Raw genomic sequence first — 15965 nt, forward strand, 5'->3', positions numbered from 1 at the left:
CGGTGATGACCCAGCAGGAAGTGGTCGATGAGTGGGTCGAGCAGCAGACCGGAAGTGCGGATGTCCTGATCTGGATCACTCTGGGCTTCGGCGCCGTGGCGGTCTTCGTCTCCATCCTTGTCATCACCAACACGTTCAGCGTGCTCGTCGCCATGCGTCAGCGCACGATGGCTCTGCTCCGTGCCGTGGGTGCGGATGCGGCCCAGCTGCGCCGGGCGACCATCGCCGAGGGAGCCGTCCTGGGAGCGGCGTCGGCCGTCGGCGGCGTCCTGCTCGGGTGGGGCGGCGCAACGGTCTTCGTCGTGGTCGCCAACGCCGTGGCCGATGCGGGGCTGCCCCTCGTCGGACTCGATGTCCCGCGCCGCTGCCGTGGGGCTGGTGGTAGGCGTGGGGATGACGACGTTCGCCTCCGTCTGGCCGGCCGTTCGTGCGGGCCGAGTGTCCCCGATGGCCGCGCTGGCGCCTGTGGGGCTCGCGGCTTCGGCTCCCAGGTTCCCCACGGTTCGGCTCCTCGCGGGCATTCTGATGGCCGCTGTCGGTCTGGCGATGGTGCTGTGGGCCGGGCTGAGCACCGGGGAGGAGATCGACGGGACTCTGGAGCCGGCCACTGTTGCGGTCCTGGGGCTGCCGATGGTGGTGGTGGGCGTGCTGGGGGCGATGACGATGTTCCTCGGAGCCCTCCTCCTGGCGCGCCTCGTCATTCCGCCGCTGGTGGGCTGGCTGGGGGCAGTGCTCTCCCATGTGCCGGGGTTGGGCATGGTCGCACGCCTGGCCGGCGAGAATGCGCGGCAGGTGCCCGGACGCACGGCCGCGACGGCCTCAGCGCTGCTGATCGGCGTGACCCTGGTGTCAACCTTCACCATCGGCGCGGCCACCGCGGAACGGCTCCTCTACGACGAACTGGACGAGTCGTTCCCGGTGGATGGGATCGCTGTCGGGCTCTCGGAAGCCGATCAGGAGCTGCTGGCGGAGGACAGCAGGGTTGAGAGCACCGCAGAGCTGGGCATTGCTGAAGGCACACTCACCGGTGCGGACCAGCAGGAGAGTGAGCCCGTCACGGTGCTGGTGGCCGACCCGCAGTCACATGCGGACATGGTGCGTCACTCGGACTTCTACCCGGAACCTGGTGAGATCAGCATGAGTGCCGACACGGTCGGGCAGATGGGGGTGGGCTCCTCGCTGACGCTTGAGGCTGAGGGGCAGTCGATCACCGTGACCGGCCGTGAGGACTTCGGCCTGCCCCAGGGAACGACGCTGATCTCGGCGCAGGAAGGTTCGGAGACCTGGGCCGCTCTGGATCCCGCCACGGATGGAACAGCCCTGATCGTACGACTTCAGGACGGCCTGTCGATGGGGCAGATCGCAAACCTGGCGGGGCAGCTGGAGTCGGAGGAGGTCATCTTCGACGGCGCCCCCTCTCATGCCTCGATGGTCGGCTTCGTCGACATTCTGCTGGGCATCGTTCTCCGGCTGCTCGGCGCTGCCATCGTGGTGGCCGTCATCGGGGTCTCCAACACGCTCTCGCTCTCGGTCCTTGAGCGCCGTCGGGAGGGGGCGCTGCTCCGGGCGGTGGGGATGTCCCGCCGGGCCGTGGCGCGAACCATCAGCGTGGAGGCGATTCTGATGGCGGCGGCGGCGCTCATCGTGGGCTCCGCTCTGGGTGCGCTGTTCGGCTGGGCAGGCGTCGCGTCAGTGGCACCCCGGCCGGACTGGGTCGTGACACTGGAGATTCCGTGGCTGCGCATGGGCGCGGTGTGGCTGGCAGCTTTGGCGGCCGCTCTGCTCGCGGCGTGGCTGCCCGCCCGCCGGATGTCGAAGGTCCGTCCTGCGCAGGGACTGGCAGCCTGAGCCCTTGCGGACGGTTCAAAAGTGCGCTTACTGCACGATTCATACGATGCGTCGAGCATCCTTTCAGCAAGTGTGCAGTTAGGCAGGGTTGCGTGGGGTCATGGCGTTCACACCAGTGTTCGTTACAGCGGACCTTTAGATCCAAATATGTAAGGAGTGATCGCAATGGGCGGTGGAATCTACATCGGTGGCGGTATTCTGACCATCATTCTCGTCATCATCCTGATCGTCGTGCTCCTCTGAGCACTCAGCACTGATCAGCACACGAAGAGGCCCGCCGGTACCGGCGGGCCCCTCTTTGCGCTCTGTGGAAACGCTGATGAGTGCGGGCTATCCGTCCGCCTCCGCGAGCGCCTCCACGTCGGCCAGCTGCGCGTGGGGTGTTCCCACAGGCGGTTCGCCGTTGAGGCGCAGGCCTGTCTCGATGTCGAACAGGTGCACCGCGTCGGGCTGGGGCTTGAGCCGGACGGTCTCTCCCTTGGCGGGAGGCCTGCGGCCGTTGACTCGCACGATCACGGGCTGGAAGGTGCTGATCCCCTGCGGGTTGCCGTAGATGTAGGCGTCTGCGCCGAGCTCCTCGACGACGTCCACCACCATGGGTATGCCCGACCCATCCTCAGAGAGGGCCATATCCTCAGGCCGCACGCCGAGGATGACCTCGTCAGTGTTGGCCTTGGTGAGCGAGCTGCCCGGAATGGGCAGCCGATCCTCGCCCAGGCTGACGCTGCTGCCGTCGTGAGTGGTCTTGAACAGGCTCATCGCGGGGGAGCCGATGAAGCCGGCGACGAACACGTTGGCGGGCTCATCGTAGAGGTTGCGGGGCGAGTCGACCTGCTGCAGGACGCCGTCCTTGAGGACGCACACCCGGTCGCCCATCGTCATGGCCTCCACCTGGTCGTGGGTGACGTAGACCGTGGTGGTCTTGAGGTCACGCGTCAGGGCGGCGATCTGCGTACGGGTCTGGACGCGCAGCTTGGCGTCCAGGTTGGAGAGCGGCTCGTCCATCAGGAACACCTTGGGGGAGCGGACGATGGCTCGCCCCATGGCCACTCGCTGCCTCTGGCCTCCGGAGAGCGCTTTGGGCTTGCGGTCCAGGTAGGGGACGAGGTCCAGGATCTCGGCGGCCTTGTGCACGCGCTCGGCGCGCTCCTCCTTGGAGACGCCCGCGATCTTCAGGGCGAAGCCCATGTTCTCCGAGACGGACATGTGGGGGTAGAGAGCGTAGTTCTGGAAGACCATGGCGATGTCGCGGTCCTTGGGGGACACGTGCGAGACGTCCTCCCCGCCGATGAGGATTCGGCCTTCGCTGATCTCTTCGAGGCCGGCGAGCATGCGCAGCGCGGTCGACTTGCCGCAGCCGGAGGGCCCGACGAGGACGAGGAACTCGCCGTCGGCGATCTCCAGGTCCAGCTGGTTGATGGCGGGGCGCGCGCCGGGCGTATAGACGCGGCTCGCGAGGTCATAGGTCACGGAGGCCATTGCTTCCCTTTCACGGGCAGGTACGTGCCCGACGATCCGTAGTGAAGGTGAACTGTCCGGGCCGATCGTCCATGACCATCGTGCCCTGACATGTGAATCACACCACATTTTGGGCGATTAAGTCCATCCGTGGTGCAGAAGTCCTCAGGCCCGGTGCGGGTTCGGCGAGGCTGAGAAAGGGGACCCCGTCCGCAGACGGGGTCCCCTGTGAGGCTGTGGCTGGAGCGTCAGTCCTGCATCTCGGTGCCCTCTTCCTCGGCGTCGAAGCCGAGGTCGTCGTCCTCGTCGGCGCCGAGGTGTCCGGGGCCCTCTCGCTGCTCGGCGTATTCGATCATGAAGTCGGAGCAGAGCTCCTCGATCTCAGCCTGGCTCACGTGCGGGTCGTGCGCGGCGCCGCTTCCCCACGTGACGGGGCAGTGGTCCAGGTGGGCAAGGCTTGACTCCTCGTCGAAGCCGTCGAGCTCCATGGCGTAGGCGCGGTACTCCTCCAGGGCGCCGTCCTTGACGGTCGCTCCGATCTCCTGCTCCTCGCCGTCCACGCTGATGGTGGTCTGTTGGTTGGAGCCGGGTGCGGCCTCGATGGACTCGACGATGTACTCCTCGTCGTGCTCCAGGTTGGCCAGCTCTCCGGGGGCCAAGTCGAACGTGAAGGCGTCGCCTGCGGCTTCGATCTCGATGGAGACATCGTCACCGGTTCGGTTGTTCACCGCGCCGAGGAGGCGTGCATCGCCGCCCTGCTCGTTGGCCACGAACATGATGTGGCGGAACTGAACCTCTCCGATGTCGGCCCGCACGCCGTCGGAGCCGGAGTACTGGTGCGTGGTGGCCATGTAGTTGCTGGCGCTGCAGCCAGCGGTGCTGATGACCGCTGCGGCAGCGACGAAGCCCATGGCTGCGCGGCGCAGGCGACCAGTGCCCGTAGCGGAAGGAGCGGGTTTCACAGGTGCGTCTCTCCTTGTAAAAGGTGCGTGTTCGGCGTCCTTTCCAGGGTACTTCATTCGCCGCGCCTTCTACGCTTTGTAGAAGAAAGATTGCGGCGCGAACCTTATGCTGAGTACCAATGATCCCCGGCTATGACACGCCGTACTGCCCGTCGGCGTGCTAAAGTTGGGTCCGGGAAAGGGGAATAAATACATGAATTTCGAAGTCGGCGAGACAGTTGTATACCCGCACCACGGTGCAGCCACCATTGAAGAGGTCGAGATGCGGACCTTCAAGGGCGAGGAGAAGACCTACCTCACCCTTCGCGTATCGGAAGGCGATCTGACCATCAAGGTCCCCGCGGACAACGTAGACCTCGTCGGGGTCCGGGATGTTGTGGACCAGGAGGGCCTGGACAAGGTCTTCGGCCTCCTTCAGGCCGAGCACACTGAGGAGCCTACGAACTGGTCCCGGCGGTACAAGGCCAATGTGGAGAAGCTGGCCTCAGGGTCGATCCACAAGCTCGCCGAGGTCGTGCGTGACCTGTGGCGCCGCGAGAACGACCGCGGACTCTCCGCAGGCGAGAAGCGGATGCTGTCGCAGGCACGCCGCATCCTGGTGTCTGAGCTGCGCCTGGCCAGGGACCTGGAGGAGGAGCCGGCCGAGAAGCTGCTGGACGACGTCCTCGCCAACAAGGCCTGAGACCCGCAGCCTCCCCCAATTGAATACCGCATCTTTCGAGCGCCCGGAGGGTGGCCTGACGTCGTCAGCCCATCGCCGGGCGCTCATTGTTGTGGCCGCCGGGTCCGGAACCCGCCTTGGGCATGCCCTGCCCAAGGCCGCTGTGCCCCTGAGTCGGCGCAGCATCCTCGAGCACGCGCTCGACGCGGTGACCGAGCCGCTGGGCTTCGGCGTCGTGGTCATCGTCGTGCCCTCGGACGCATCAGGATTCGAGCGGCTCCCCGACCTGCGCGGTGAGCTCGCAGCGCGGATCGGAGCTGACGTGCGCCTCACCGCAGGCGGTGCCAGCAGGGCAGCGTCCGTGGCCGAAGGGGTGCACCAGGTCGAGGAGCACGCACGATCTCAGGGGTGGGATCCGGAGCGCACCGCCGTGCTCATCCACGACGCTGCGCGCGCTCTCACCCCCTCCGATGTGTACCGTCGCGTCACGCACGCCGTCGAAGCAGGAGCAGCTGCTGCGGTGCCGGGCCTCCCTGTCGCCGACACCATCAAACAGATCCGTCCCTCCGATGGGCAGGGCGAGGAGTCCGTGGAGGCGACGCCGCCGCGCGCCAGGCTGCGCGCCGTCCAGACTCCGCAGGGCTTCTCCCTCGAGGTGCTGCAGCGGATCCGCAAGGACCTGGCCGACCTGGATGACAGGCAGGCGGAGCAGATCACTGATGAGGGGATGGCCGCAGAGCACCTGGGCCACCGCGTCGTCGTGGTGCCGGGAGATGAGCGCGGACTGAAGATCACCACGCCCACCGATCTGGTCACCGCACGCGGTCTTCTCGGCGAGACTGGCGCATCCGGGCCGCACGTGCCCTCGGTGGTGCCCAGGATCGGCGTGGCCCACGACATCCACGCCTTCGCCTCCCCTGACGAGCCCTGCTCGCTCATGCTGGGCGGGCTCGAATGGCCGAGGGAGCGCGGCCTGGCAGGGCATTCTGACGGTGACGCTGCGGCGCATGCGGCCTGCGCGGCTCTGTTCTCTGCCGCCGGCATGGGCGATTTGGGCACGCATTTCGGCGCGGACACCATCGGCACCGCACGGGCGGACATGGAGGGCGCATCCGGAGTGCGGCTGCTGGAGCAGGCAGCCGATCTGGTGCGGGGCTCCGGCTATGCGATAGGGAACATCTCCATTCAGCTCGTGGCGAATCGGCCGAAGTTCGCGCCGCGTCGCGAGGAGTCGGAGGCCGCTCTCACCCGAGCGGCGCAGGCTCCGGTCTCCGTGGCGGCCACCACCTCGGACGGGTTGGGATTCACCGGCAGGGGCGAGGGAATCATGGCTACGGCCACCGCTCTGATCTATGCTGCGTCCTGAAGGCTGCACGGTAGAGTTGCCACGTGGCACTGCGACTGTACGACACCAAGACCGCGGATATCCGCGACTTTGAGCCCCTTCAGCCCGGCCGCGTGTCGCTCTACTACTGCGGAGCAACGGTCCAGGGCCGTCCCCATGTCGGGCACGTCCGATCGGCAGTGGCCTTCGACATTCTGATCCGCTGGCTCGAGGCCAGCGGGTTCGACGTGCTGTCGGTGCGCAACGTCACTGACATCGACGACAAGATCCTCGAGAAGGCGGCCGCCTCCTCCGCACCAGATTTCGAGCCGGGTGAGGACTATCCGGCGGCGGAGCCCTGGTTCGTGCTCGCCTACCGGTTCGAGCAGGCCTTCCACTCCGCCTATGACGCGCTCGGGGTGCGCCGGCCCCGGTACGAGCCCCGCGCCACGGGGCACATCACCGAGATGCATGCTCTGGTCCATCGGCTGATCGACGCCGGCCACGCCTATCCCGCAGAGGACGGATCGGGAGACGTGTACTTCGACGTCCGCTCCTGGCCGTCCTACGGCGAGCTGACCAGGCAGAGCGTGGACGAGATGCAGGACGCTCCGGATGCCGATCCGCGCGGCAAGCGCGACCCGCGGGACTTCGCCCTGTGGAAGGGGCACAAGGAGGGTGAGCCGCAGACCGCGGCATGGAGCTCGCCGTGGGGCACAGGACGCCCGGGCTGGCATCTCGAGTGCTCCGCGATGGCGACGAAGTACCTGGGCGACACCTTCGACATCCATGGCGGCGGCCTCGACCTCCGGTTTCCCCATCATGAGAATGAGCTCGCGCAGTCAGCGGCGGCGGGAGACGGGTTCGCCCGCTTCTGGCTGCACAACGGGATGGTCACCTTCGAAGGGCAGAAGATGTCCAAGTCCTTGGGCAACACCATCTCCCCGCAGACGATGCTGGATCAGGCGCGCCCCAAAGCGGTGCGCTACTTCCTGGGACAGGCGCACTACCGCTCCCAGCTCGACTACCGCCCAGGCTCGCTCCAGGAGGCCGAAGCGGCCCTGGAGAGGATCGAGACCTTCCTGGCCCGCACGCCGGCCTCCGATCCTGCGGTGCGCGGCGAGCTGCCCGCCGCATTCGCCGAGGCCATGGATGACGACCTCAACGTGCCTGCCGCTCTGGGGGCTCTGCACGAAACCGTCCGTACCGGCAACGCCGCGCTGGACGATGGCCGCACGGATGACGCTGCAGACTGCGGGGCGTCGGTGCGGCGGATGCTCGAGGTGCTGGGCCTCGCCGACGTGCCCGAGCCGGACACGGCGGGAGGACTGGAGGCAGCCTCCCTGGGCCGACTGGTCGAAGCGCAGCTGGCGGAGCGGGCCGAAGCTAAGAGGAGCAGGGACTATGCGCGCGCGGACGAGATCCGTGAGCGGCTCAGCGCCTCCGGCGTCGCAGTGGAGGACACTCCGCACGGCGCCTCCTGGACATTGAAGAAGGTGGAGGACTGATGGCGAAGGATTCTCGTCCCAAGAGCGCGGCCGTCCGCAAGGAGAAGAAGGGCCCGACGTCCGGCTCCGGAGGCCAGGGCCGGCGGAAGCTGGCCGGCAAGGGCCCCACGCCCAAAGCCGAGGACCGTGTGTATCACAAGGCGTACCGGCAGAAGCAGCTGGCCGAGCGGGCCGACGCCAAGCGTGCTGCCCAGCAGCCGCGGGTGCGAGGCTCCGGCCGTGGAGCGGACGATGTTGTGGCCGGACGCAATGCGGTCGTAGAGGCGCTGGCTGAGCAGGTTCCGTCCGTAGAGATGCGTGTGGCGACGGACATCGAGTACGACGGCCGAGTGCGTGAGGCCCTGCAGCGCTGCGCTGAGCAGGGGATTCGCGTCAAGGAGGTAGGTCGTCGGCAGCTGGACAGCTTCACCGGCGACGCGGTGCACCAGGGCGTCGCTCTTGTGCTGGAGCCGTACGAGTATGCGGACCCCCATGACCTGCTCAGGGACGAGTTGGAGCGAGCCCAGAAGGGGCACGTCGCCCACCCCCCGCTCTTCGTCGCATGCGACTCCATCACAGATCCCCGAAACTTGGGCGCGATCCTCCGCGCGGCTGCAGCCTTCGGCGCATCGGGCGTTGTGGTGCCCGAGCGGCGCAGTGCCGGGATGACCGCGACCGCGTGGAAGACCTCGGCGGGAGCTGCGGCGCGAGTGCCGGTGGCCCAGGCCAAGAACCTCACGCAGATGCTCAAGGATGCGCAGGAGCAGGGCTACTTCGTGGCGGGCCTGGACGGCGGCGGGGACGCAAGCCTTCCCGGTCTCAAGCTGGCGGATGAGCCGCTGGTGCTCGTGGTCGGGTCTGAGGGCAAAGGCCTCTCGCGCCTGGTCTCCGAGACCTGCGACACCATCGTGTCCATACCGATCGCCGGCTCCACAGAGTCGCTCAACGCCTCGATGGCCGTCGGAATCAGCCTGTACGAGATATCGACTCTTCGTGAGGGGGGCCGGCAGTGATGAGCCCCCGCGTCCGGGGTGAGGAGCAGCCGGGCTTCTTCGAGGTCCTGGGCACGTGGCTGCCGCGCCAGCCCTGGTTCCGTGCCCCACGAGGACGCCTGTCCCTGACGCGGGTCGGCGGGCTTCGCCTGCCGACACCCGCGGGCGACTCCGACAGCCGGGTCTTCTTGGAGCTTCATATCTTCGAGGTGGCGCATCAGGACGGTCCGGTCCGCATCTCCGTTCCCGTCGCGCTGCGCTCCCGGCCTTCGGCCATTGCCGGAAAGTCGGCCTTCATCGGCAAGCTGACCTCGCCCGAGCACGGTGAGCTCTGGGTGTACGACGGGGCCGGAGACCGGGCCTTCCTGGCGGCTTGGATCGAGATGTCCCGGCGCGAGCAGGGAAGCCGCAACGGCCGGTCGCGCGGCCGTGCCCACGCTGGCTTCGCGTTCGGCTCGCCCTGGACCCTTGAGCTCCGGCGCACCGGCGCGGACGCTCCTAAGGAAGGTGTGACCCGCTCCATCGTGCGTCGAGAGCATGCCGACTCGCAGGGCGAGCATGATCGCGACGAAATCGTCATGGACCTGCTGCGCCGGCCCGCAGGGGAGCAGGATGAGCTCCTCGAATCTCTGATCACTCTGAGCGAGGCCAACTGCGAAGTCATCCCCAAGGTGCTGGGGACGATCGACGGCGCATGGAAGCAGAAGGATGATGCGGACGACGCGGGGTACTGGGTCTCCGGCATCCTGGGCGTCATTCGCGAGGCCGGGATCTCCGGGCCCGATGGCACGTCCATCATGCGCCGGGCGCTGCAGGCGGGCGACGATCTCAGCGACAGCGCACGGGCAGCAGGCCGCGCGGTCGGCACCTTCCACGCGGATCTGGCAGGCTCCTTCGGCGCGCACCCGCAGACGCAGGAGCAGCTGCGCATCATGACCGCCAACGTTCAGTCCACTCTCACCCAGCAGTGGGAGCAGGTCCGTAGCGAGTTCGACGATGACGAGGCGGCGGATCTCAACGAGGTCATCGACTTGATGCGGATGCAGCTTCGCGATGCCGACGAGCCGCTCATGCTTCAGCAGATCCACGGTGACCTCGGCGCGGAGCACCTGCATCGCACCGCAGGAGACGCGTGGGTGATCCGTGAGCCCGAAGGGCTGATGTCCCACGCACTGGGCCTGCGGGACGTGGTGACGGTGCTGATCTCCGCAGCAGATGCGGTGATGAGCGTGGCGGCCGAGACTCCGGAGATCCTGCGGGCGGCAGCCGAGCAGGAGGCCGCCGAGGCTGAGCAGGAGGGCCAGAGCGATGCGCCGGCCGAGCCGGTGAACTTCGGCCAGTGGTACGAAGAGTTCACCCAGGCGTTTCTGTCCGGCTATCGGGAGTCAGACGCCGATTCGGCGGGCGTGGACAGCGTGTTCTTCCGCGCTGCCATGCTCACAGAAGCACTGGATCTCTTCCGTCGCTGGCGCGGCCAGTGGGTCTTTCGACCGAGCATGCTGCTCCAGGTCGACAACTGAGCTCGGCACAGATAGAGTCATACACACGCTCTTCGGAGCGGCCCCATAAACCCGGAGAAATCCGGAGTTGCACGGGGTGCGGAGATGAGATAAAGTTTCTATCCGCGCCACAGAGCACAGCCGATAGGCAGAAAGCTTGAGGCGATCTAGGATCACTTAGATCCAAACCCTGTCTAGAATGACTCGGAAAAGCGGAGTTGACACTCCGCCAGGGAGTCAGGTAAGATAGAAAAGTTGCTTCGGAGCGATCCGGAAACAAAGTTTCCGGTGGTGTCGACAGCGATTGCTGCTTGAGAACTCAATAGTGTGCCAAATTTGTTGATACCAATTTATTTATTGGTAGTTACGCTACCACACCCCCGTGTGGTCAGACGTAACATGCCAGATCAACTATTCATCTAATGGAGAGTTTGATCCTGGCTCAGGATGAACGCTGGCGGCGTGCTTAACACATGCAAGTCGAACGATGATGCTTCCAGCTTGCTGGGAGCGGATTAGTGGCGAACGGGTGAGTATCACGTGAGCAACCTGCCCTTGACTTCGGGATAAGCCCGGGAAACTGGGTCTAATACCGGATATGACCATCGCCCGCATGGGTGGTGGTGGAAAGCTTTATGCGGTCTTGGATGGGCTCGCGGCCTATCAGCTAGACGGTGAGGTAGTGGCTCACCGTGGCTTTGACGGGTAGCCGGCCTGAGAGGGTGACCGGCCACACTGGGACTGAGACACGGCCCAGACTCCTACGGGAGGCAGCAGTGGGGAATATTGCACAATGGGCGAAAGCCTGATGCAGCGACGCCGCGTGCGGGATGACGGCCTTCGGGTTGTAAACCGCTTTCAGCAGGGAAGAAGCTTTTTGTGACGGTACCTGCAGAAGAAGCGCCGGCTAACTACGTGCCAGCAGCCGCGGTAATACGTAGGGCGCGAGCGTTATCCGGAATTATTGGGCGTAAAGAGCTCGTAGGCGGTTTGCCGCGTCTGCCGTGAAAAATCCGGGCTTAACCCGGATCGTGCGGTGGGTACGGGCAGACTAGAGTGCAGTAGGGGAGACCGGAATTCCTGGTGTAGCGGTGAAATGCGCAGATATCAGGAGGAACACCGATGGCGAAGGCAGGTCTCTGGGCTGTTACTGACGCTGAGGAGCGAAAGCATGGGGAGCGAACAGGATTAGATACCCTGGTAGTCCATGCCGTAAACGTTGGGCACTAGGTGTGGGGAACATTCCACGTTTTCCGCGCCGTAGCTAACGCATTAAGTGCCCCGCCTGGGGAGTACGGCCGCAAGGCTAAAACTCAAAGGAATTGACGGGGGCCCGCACAAGCGGCGGAGCATGCGGATTAATTCGATGCAACGCGAAGAACCTTACCAAGGCTTGACATGGACCGGATCGCCATAGAGATATGGTTTCCCTTCGGGGCTGGTTCACAGGTGGTGCATGGTTGTCGTCAGCTCGTGTCGTGAGATGTTGGGTTAAGTCCCGCAACGAGCGCAACCCTTGTCCTATGTTGCCAGCGGGTAGTGCCGGGGACTCATGGGAGACTGCCGGGGTCAACTCGGAGGAAGGTGGGGACGACGTCAAATCATCATGCCCCTTATGTCTTGGGCTTCACGCATGCTACAATGGCCGGTACAGTGGGTTGCGATGCCGCGAGGTGGAGCTAATCCCTAAAAGCCGGTCTCAGTTCGGATCGGAGTCTGCAACTCGACTCCGTGAAGTTGGAGTCGCTAGTAATCGCAGATCAGCAATGCTGCGGTGAATACGTTCCCGGGCCTTGTACACACCGCCCGTCAAGTCACGAAAGTTGGTAACACCCGAAGCCCACGGCCTAACCCTTGTGGGGAGTGGTCGAAGGTGGACCGGCGATTGGGACTAAGTCGTAACAAGGTAGCCGTACCGGAAGGTGCGGCTGGATCACCTCCTTTCTAAGGAGCTGGCTGCGAGTCGCGGCCGCCCCGTTGTGGCATCCGAATGTGGTGTCCCGGGGTTTGCTCATGGGTGGAATATCAACGAATACCACGTTTTGTCGTGGTCACCGGCTGGTGGTGTTGGCCGCAGTTGCTTAGTACGCATGCTCTTTGGAGTGTGTTGGAAGGGTGTGCGGCTGGTGTCTGCTGGTTGGTGTTTGGCGCACTGTTGGGTCCTGAGGCCGCAGCCGTTTGGTTGGCGTCCTTTTGGATCGTGCTTCTGCAGCAGGTCTGCTGCACCGTGTCTGGTGTGGTGGTGGCTGTGGGGGTTGTTGTTTGGGAACTGCATAGTGGACGCGAGCATCTTTGTTTGCAATTTTTTTGTTGAGTGTTCGTCTGCGCGCTGGCTCCGATTGGGGGTTGGTGCGTTGATGTGTCGTTTGGTGGCTTACATCGCTATGTGTAGTGGGTGTAAGTGTTTAAGGGCGCATGTGTGGATGCCTTGGCAACAGGTGCCGATGAAGGACGTGGGAATCTGCGAAAAGCCTGGTGGAGCTGATAACCGAGCGTTGAGGCCAGGATGTCCGAATGGGGAAACCCCGTGCACTGTTATGGTGCGCGACCAGCCGCTGAATGTATAGGCGGTTTGGGGGGAACGACGGGAAGTGAAACATCTCAGTACCGTCAGGAAGAGAAAACAAAAGTGATTCGGTGAGTAGTGGCGAGCGAAAGCCGATGGGGCTAAACCCATCACGTGTGATACCTGGTAGGGGTTGCGTGATGGGGGTTGTGAGGCCCAGTGTCCAAGATCTACCAGTCTTGGCAGTTGAGGTGCGGGCGTATAGACGAAGAAGGTTGAGTCCTTCACCGTAGAGGGTGTGAGTCCCGTAGTTGACATGCGTTCCGCCGGCTGATCTGGGTTCTCGAGTAGCACGCGGCTCGAGGAATCGTGTGTGAATCTGCCAGGACCATCTGGTAAGCCTGAATACATCCTGTTGACCGATAGTGAATCAGTACCGTGAGGGAATGGTGAAAAGTACCCCGGGAGGGGAGTGAAAGAGTACCTGAAACCATGTGCCTACAATCCGTCAGAGCACCCTTGGTTGGTGTGATGGCGTGCCTTTTGAAGAATGAGCCTGCGAGTTAGTGCTCAGTAGCGAGGTTAACCCGTGTGGGGAAGCCGCAGCGAAAGCGAGTCTGAATAGGGCGTCTTAGTTGCTGGGTCTAGACCCGAAGCGGAGTGATCTACCCATGGCCAGGTTGAAGCGCGTGTAAGAGCGCGTGGAGGACCGAACCCACCTAGGTTGAAAACTGGGGGGATGAGCTGTGGGTAGGGGTGAAAGGCCAATCAAACTCTGTGATAGCTGGTTCTCCCCGAAATGCATTTAGGTGCAGCGTCGCGTGTTTCGTCCGGGAGGTAGAGCTACTGGATGGCCGATGGGCCCTACAAGGTTACTGACGTCAGCTAAACTCCGAATGCCCGAGACGTGAGAGCGCGGCAGTGAGACGGTGGGGGATAAGCTTCATCGTCGAGAGGGAAACAGCCCAGACCACCGGTTAAGGCCCCTAAGCGTGTGCTAAGTGGGAAAGGATGTGGAGTTGCTTAGACAACCAGGAGGTTGGCTTAGAAGCAGCCACCCTTGAAAGAGTGCGTAATAGCTCACTGGTCAAGTGATTCCGCGCCGACAATTTAGCGGGGCTCAAGCACACCGCCGAAACCGTGGCATTCAGGTTCGTCCTGGATGGGTAGGGGAGCGTCGAGCAAGCCGGTGAAGCCGCAGCGGAAGCTAGTGGTGGAGGTTGTTCGAGTGAGAATGCAGGCATGAGTAGCGAAAGACACGTGAGAAACGTGTCCGCCGAATGACTAAGGGTTCCAGGGTCCGTTTAATCTGCCCTGGGTTAGTCGGGACCTAAGGCGAGGCCGACAGGCGTAGTCGATGGACAACGGGTTGATATTCCCGTACCGGCGAAGAACCGCCCACGCGAACCCGCTGATACTAACCACCCGAACGCTGCTGCAGTTGCCCCTTTTGGGGGCTTCGCGGCAGTCAGTAGCGTGGGACCTGAAGTGGTCTAGCGAGCGTATTAACAGGTGTGACGCAGGAAGGTAGCCGCCCAGCGATGGTTGTCTGGGTCTAAGAATGTAGGCCGACTGGTAGGTAAATCCGCCAGTCATACAGGCTGAGATTTGATGGGCCCCCACCTCGGGTGGGGGATCCGGTGATCCTATGCTGCCGAGAAAAGCATCGACGCGAGGTTCAAGCCGCCCGTACCCTAAACCGACACAGGTAGTCAGGTAGAGAATACCAAGGCGATCGAGAGAATCACGGTTAAGGAACTCGGCAAAATACCCCCGTAACTTCGGGAGAAGGGGGGCCACTCGCCTATTAGGACTTGCTCCGAAAGGGTGTGGTGGCCGCAGAGACCAGGGGGGTCCGACTGTTTACTAAAAACACAGGTCCGTGCGAAGTCGTAAGACGATGTATACGGACTGACTCCTGCCCGGTGCTGGAAGGTTAAGAGGACCCGTTAGCCCCTTGTGGGCGAAGCGGAGAATTTAAGCCCCAGTAAACGGCGGTGGTAACTATAACCATCCTAAGGTAGCGAAATTCCTTGTCGGGTAAGTTCCGACCTGCACGAATGGAGTAACGAGACCCCCGCTGTCTCAACCGTGAACTCGGCGAAATTGCACTACGAGTAAAGATGCTCGTTACGCGCAGCAGGACGGAAAGACCCCGAGACCTTTACTATAGCTTGGTATTGGTGATTCGCATCACTTGTGTAGGATAGGTGGGAGACTGTGAAGCCGGCACGCTAGTGCTGGTGGAGTCATCGTTGAAATACCACTCTGGTGTTGTGGATCATCTAACTTCGGGCCCTGATCGGGTCCAGGGACAGTGCCTGGTGGGTAGTTTAACTGGGGCGGTTGCCTCCCAAAGAGTAACGGAGGCGCCCAAAGGTTCCCTCAGCCTGGTTGGCAATCAGGTGTCGAGTGTAAGTGCACAAGGGAGCTTGACTGTGAGACAGGCATGTCAAGCAGGAACGAAAGTTGGGACTAGTGATCCGGCGGCACCGTATGGAAGGGCCGTCGCTCAACGGATAAAAGGTACCTCGGGGATAACAGGCTGATCCTCCCCAAGAGTTCATATCGACGGGATGGTTTGGCACCTCGATGTCGGCTCGTCTCATCCTGGGGCTGGAGTTGGTCCCAAGGGTTGGGCTGTTCGCCCATTAAAGAGGCACGCGAGCTGGGTTTAGAACGTCGTGAGACAGTTCGGTCCCTATCCGCTGCGCGCGCAGGAGATTTGAGAAGGTCTGTCCTTAGTACGAGAGGACCGGGACGGACGAACCTCTGGTGTGCCAGTTGTACTGCCAAGTGCACCGCTGGTTAGCTACGTTCGGGATGGATAACCGCTGAAAGCATCTAAGCGGGAAGCCGGCTTCAAGATAAGATCTCCATCACATTCAATGTGTGAAGGCTCCCTATAGATGATGGGGTTGATAGGCCAGATGTGGAAGCGCAGCAATGCGTGAAGCTGACTGGTACTAATAAGCCGACCACTTACACCACCACCACAACGTTTCACTCAATAGGTGTGAACACTGTGTGCTACGCGTCCACTCTGCGGTCCCTGACCAACAAACCCCACCCGCCTGCCCCCCAGTTCTTTTGGGGGTGGCTGGTGGTGAGCACGAGCCCCTCACTGATGGTGGGGGTGATGGTTGAATGGTTACAGTTGAATAGTGTCACGTGTTGTGACCCTTTTATAGGTTTCCAAACCCCTCCGGTATGTTGGGGTGGTTTGGT

At 63.3% G+C, this 15965-nt stretch carries 8 protein-coding genes, 2 rRNA genes and 1 pseudogene; 9 read left to right on the forward strand and 2 right to left on the reverse strand.

All coding sequences use genetic code 11. The features are described 5' to 3' along the window. Positions 1–5: 5 nt before the first annotated feature. A pseudogene (locus FS388_RS13445) lies at positions 6–287 on the forward strand (FtsX-like permease family protein); the annotation flags it as partial. A gap of 64 nt (positions 288–351) precedes the next feature. Beyond that, the gene (locus FS388_RS06865; protein ID WP_168198634.1) at positions 352–1848 is read left to right on the forward strand and encodes an FtsX-like permease family protein; all 1497 of its coding nucleotides are present in this window, start codon (positions 352–354) and stop codon (positions 1846–1848) included. A gap of 330 nt (positions 1849–2178) precedes the next feature. On the opposite strand, the gene FS388_RS06870 is transcribed toward FS388_RS06865, so the two are convergent. Beyond that, positions 2179–3327, reverse strand: a complete 1149-nt coding sequence (locus FS388_RS06870) for an ABC transporter ATP-binding protein (protein WP_146340745.1) — start codon at positions 3325–3327, stop codon at positions 2179–2181. A gap of 227 nt (positions 3328–3554) precedes the next feature. Next, complete coding sequence (locus FS388_RS06875) at positions 3555–4268, reverse strand: hypothetical protein (RefSeq protein WP_146340746.1); 714 nt, start codon at positions 4266–4268, stop codon at positions 3555–3557. Positions 4269–4461: 193 nt separating this feature from the next. Between FS388_RS06875 and FS388_RS06880 the strand changes: the two genes are divergently transcribed. From FS388_RS06880 to FS388_RS06910, 7 genes are all read left to right on the forward strand, one after another. After that, on the forward strand, positions 4462–4950 hold the full coding sequence (locus tag FS388_RS06880; protein ID WP_146340747.1) for a CarD family transcriptional regulator: 489 nt from the start codon (positions 4462–4464) through the stop codon (positions 4948–4950). 19 nt (positions 4951–4969) lie between these two features. Further along, a complete protein-coding gene (ispF, locus tag FS388_RS06885; protein WP_246836139.1) occupies positions 4970–6295 on the forward strand; it encodes a 2-C-methyl-D-erythritol 2,4-cyclodiphosphate synthase in 1326 nt (441 codons plus the stop codon). Between the two features lie 23 nt (positions 6296–6318). Next, entirely contained in the window at positions 6319–7761 is a 1443-nt protein-coding gene (gene cysS, locus FS388_RS06890) for a cysteine--tRNA ligase (RefSeq protein WP_146340748.1), read from the forward strand. Continuing rightward, positions 7761–8753: a 23S rRNA (guanosine(2251)-2'-O)-methyltransferase RlmB gene (gene rlmB / locus FS388_RS06895; RefSeq protein WP_146340749.1), complete on the forward strand. Its 993-nt coding sequence runs from the start codon at positions 7761–7763 to the stop codon at positions 8751–8753. Before cysS ends, rlmB begins: the two co-directional genes overlap by 1 nt. Continuing rightward, positions 8753–10252, forward strand: a complete 1500-nt coding sequence (locus tag FS388_RS06900; RefSeq protein WP_146340750.1) for a hypothetical protein — start codon at positions 8753–8755, stop codon at positions 10250–10252. The genes rlmB and FS388_RS06900 overlap by 1 nt, the downstream gene beginning before the upstream one ends. A 398-nt stretch (positions 10253–10650) precedes the next feature. Further along, a 16S ribosomal RNA gene (locus tag FS388_RS06905) occupies positions 10651–12175 on the forward strand. 451 nt (positions 12176–12626) lie between these two features. Then, positions 12627–15727 (forward strand): 23S ribosomal RNA (locus FS388_RS06910). Together the 16S and 23S rRNA genes form the textbook arrangement of a ribosomal RNA operon. The last annotated feature ends 238 nt before the right edge of the window (positions 15728–15965 follow it).

The organism is Nesterenkonia sp. NBAIMH1 (assembly GCF_007922635.1).
Lineage (GTDB): Bacteria > Actinomycetota > Actinomycetes > Actinomycetales > Micrococcaceae > Nesterenkonia > Nesterenkonia pannonica.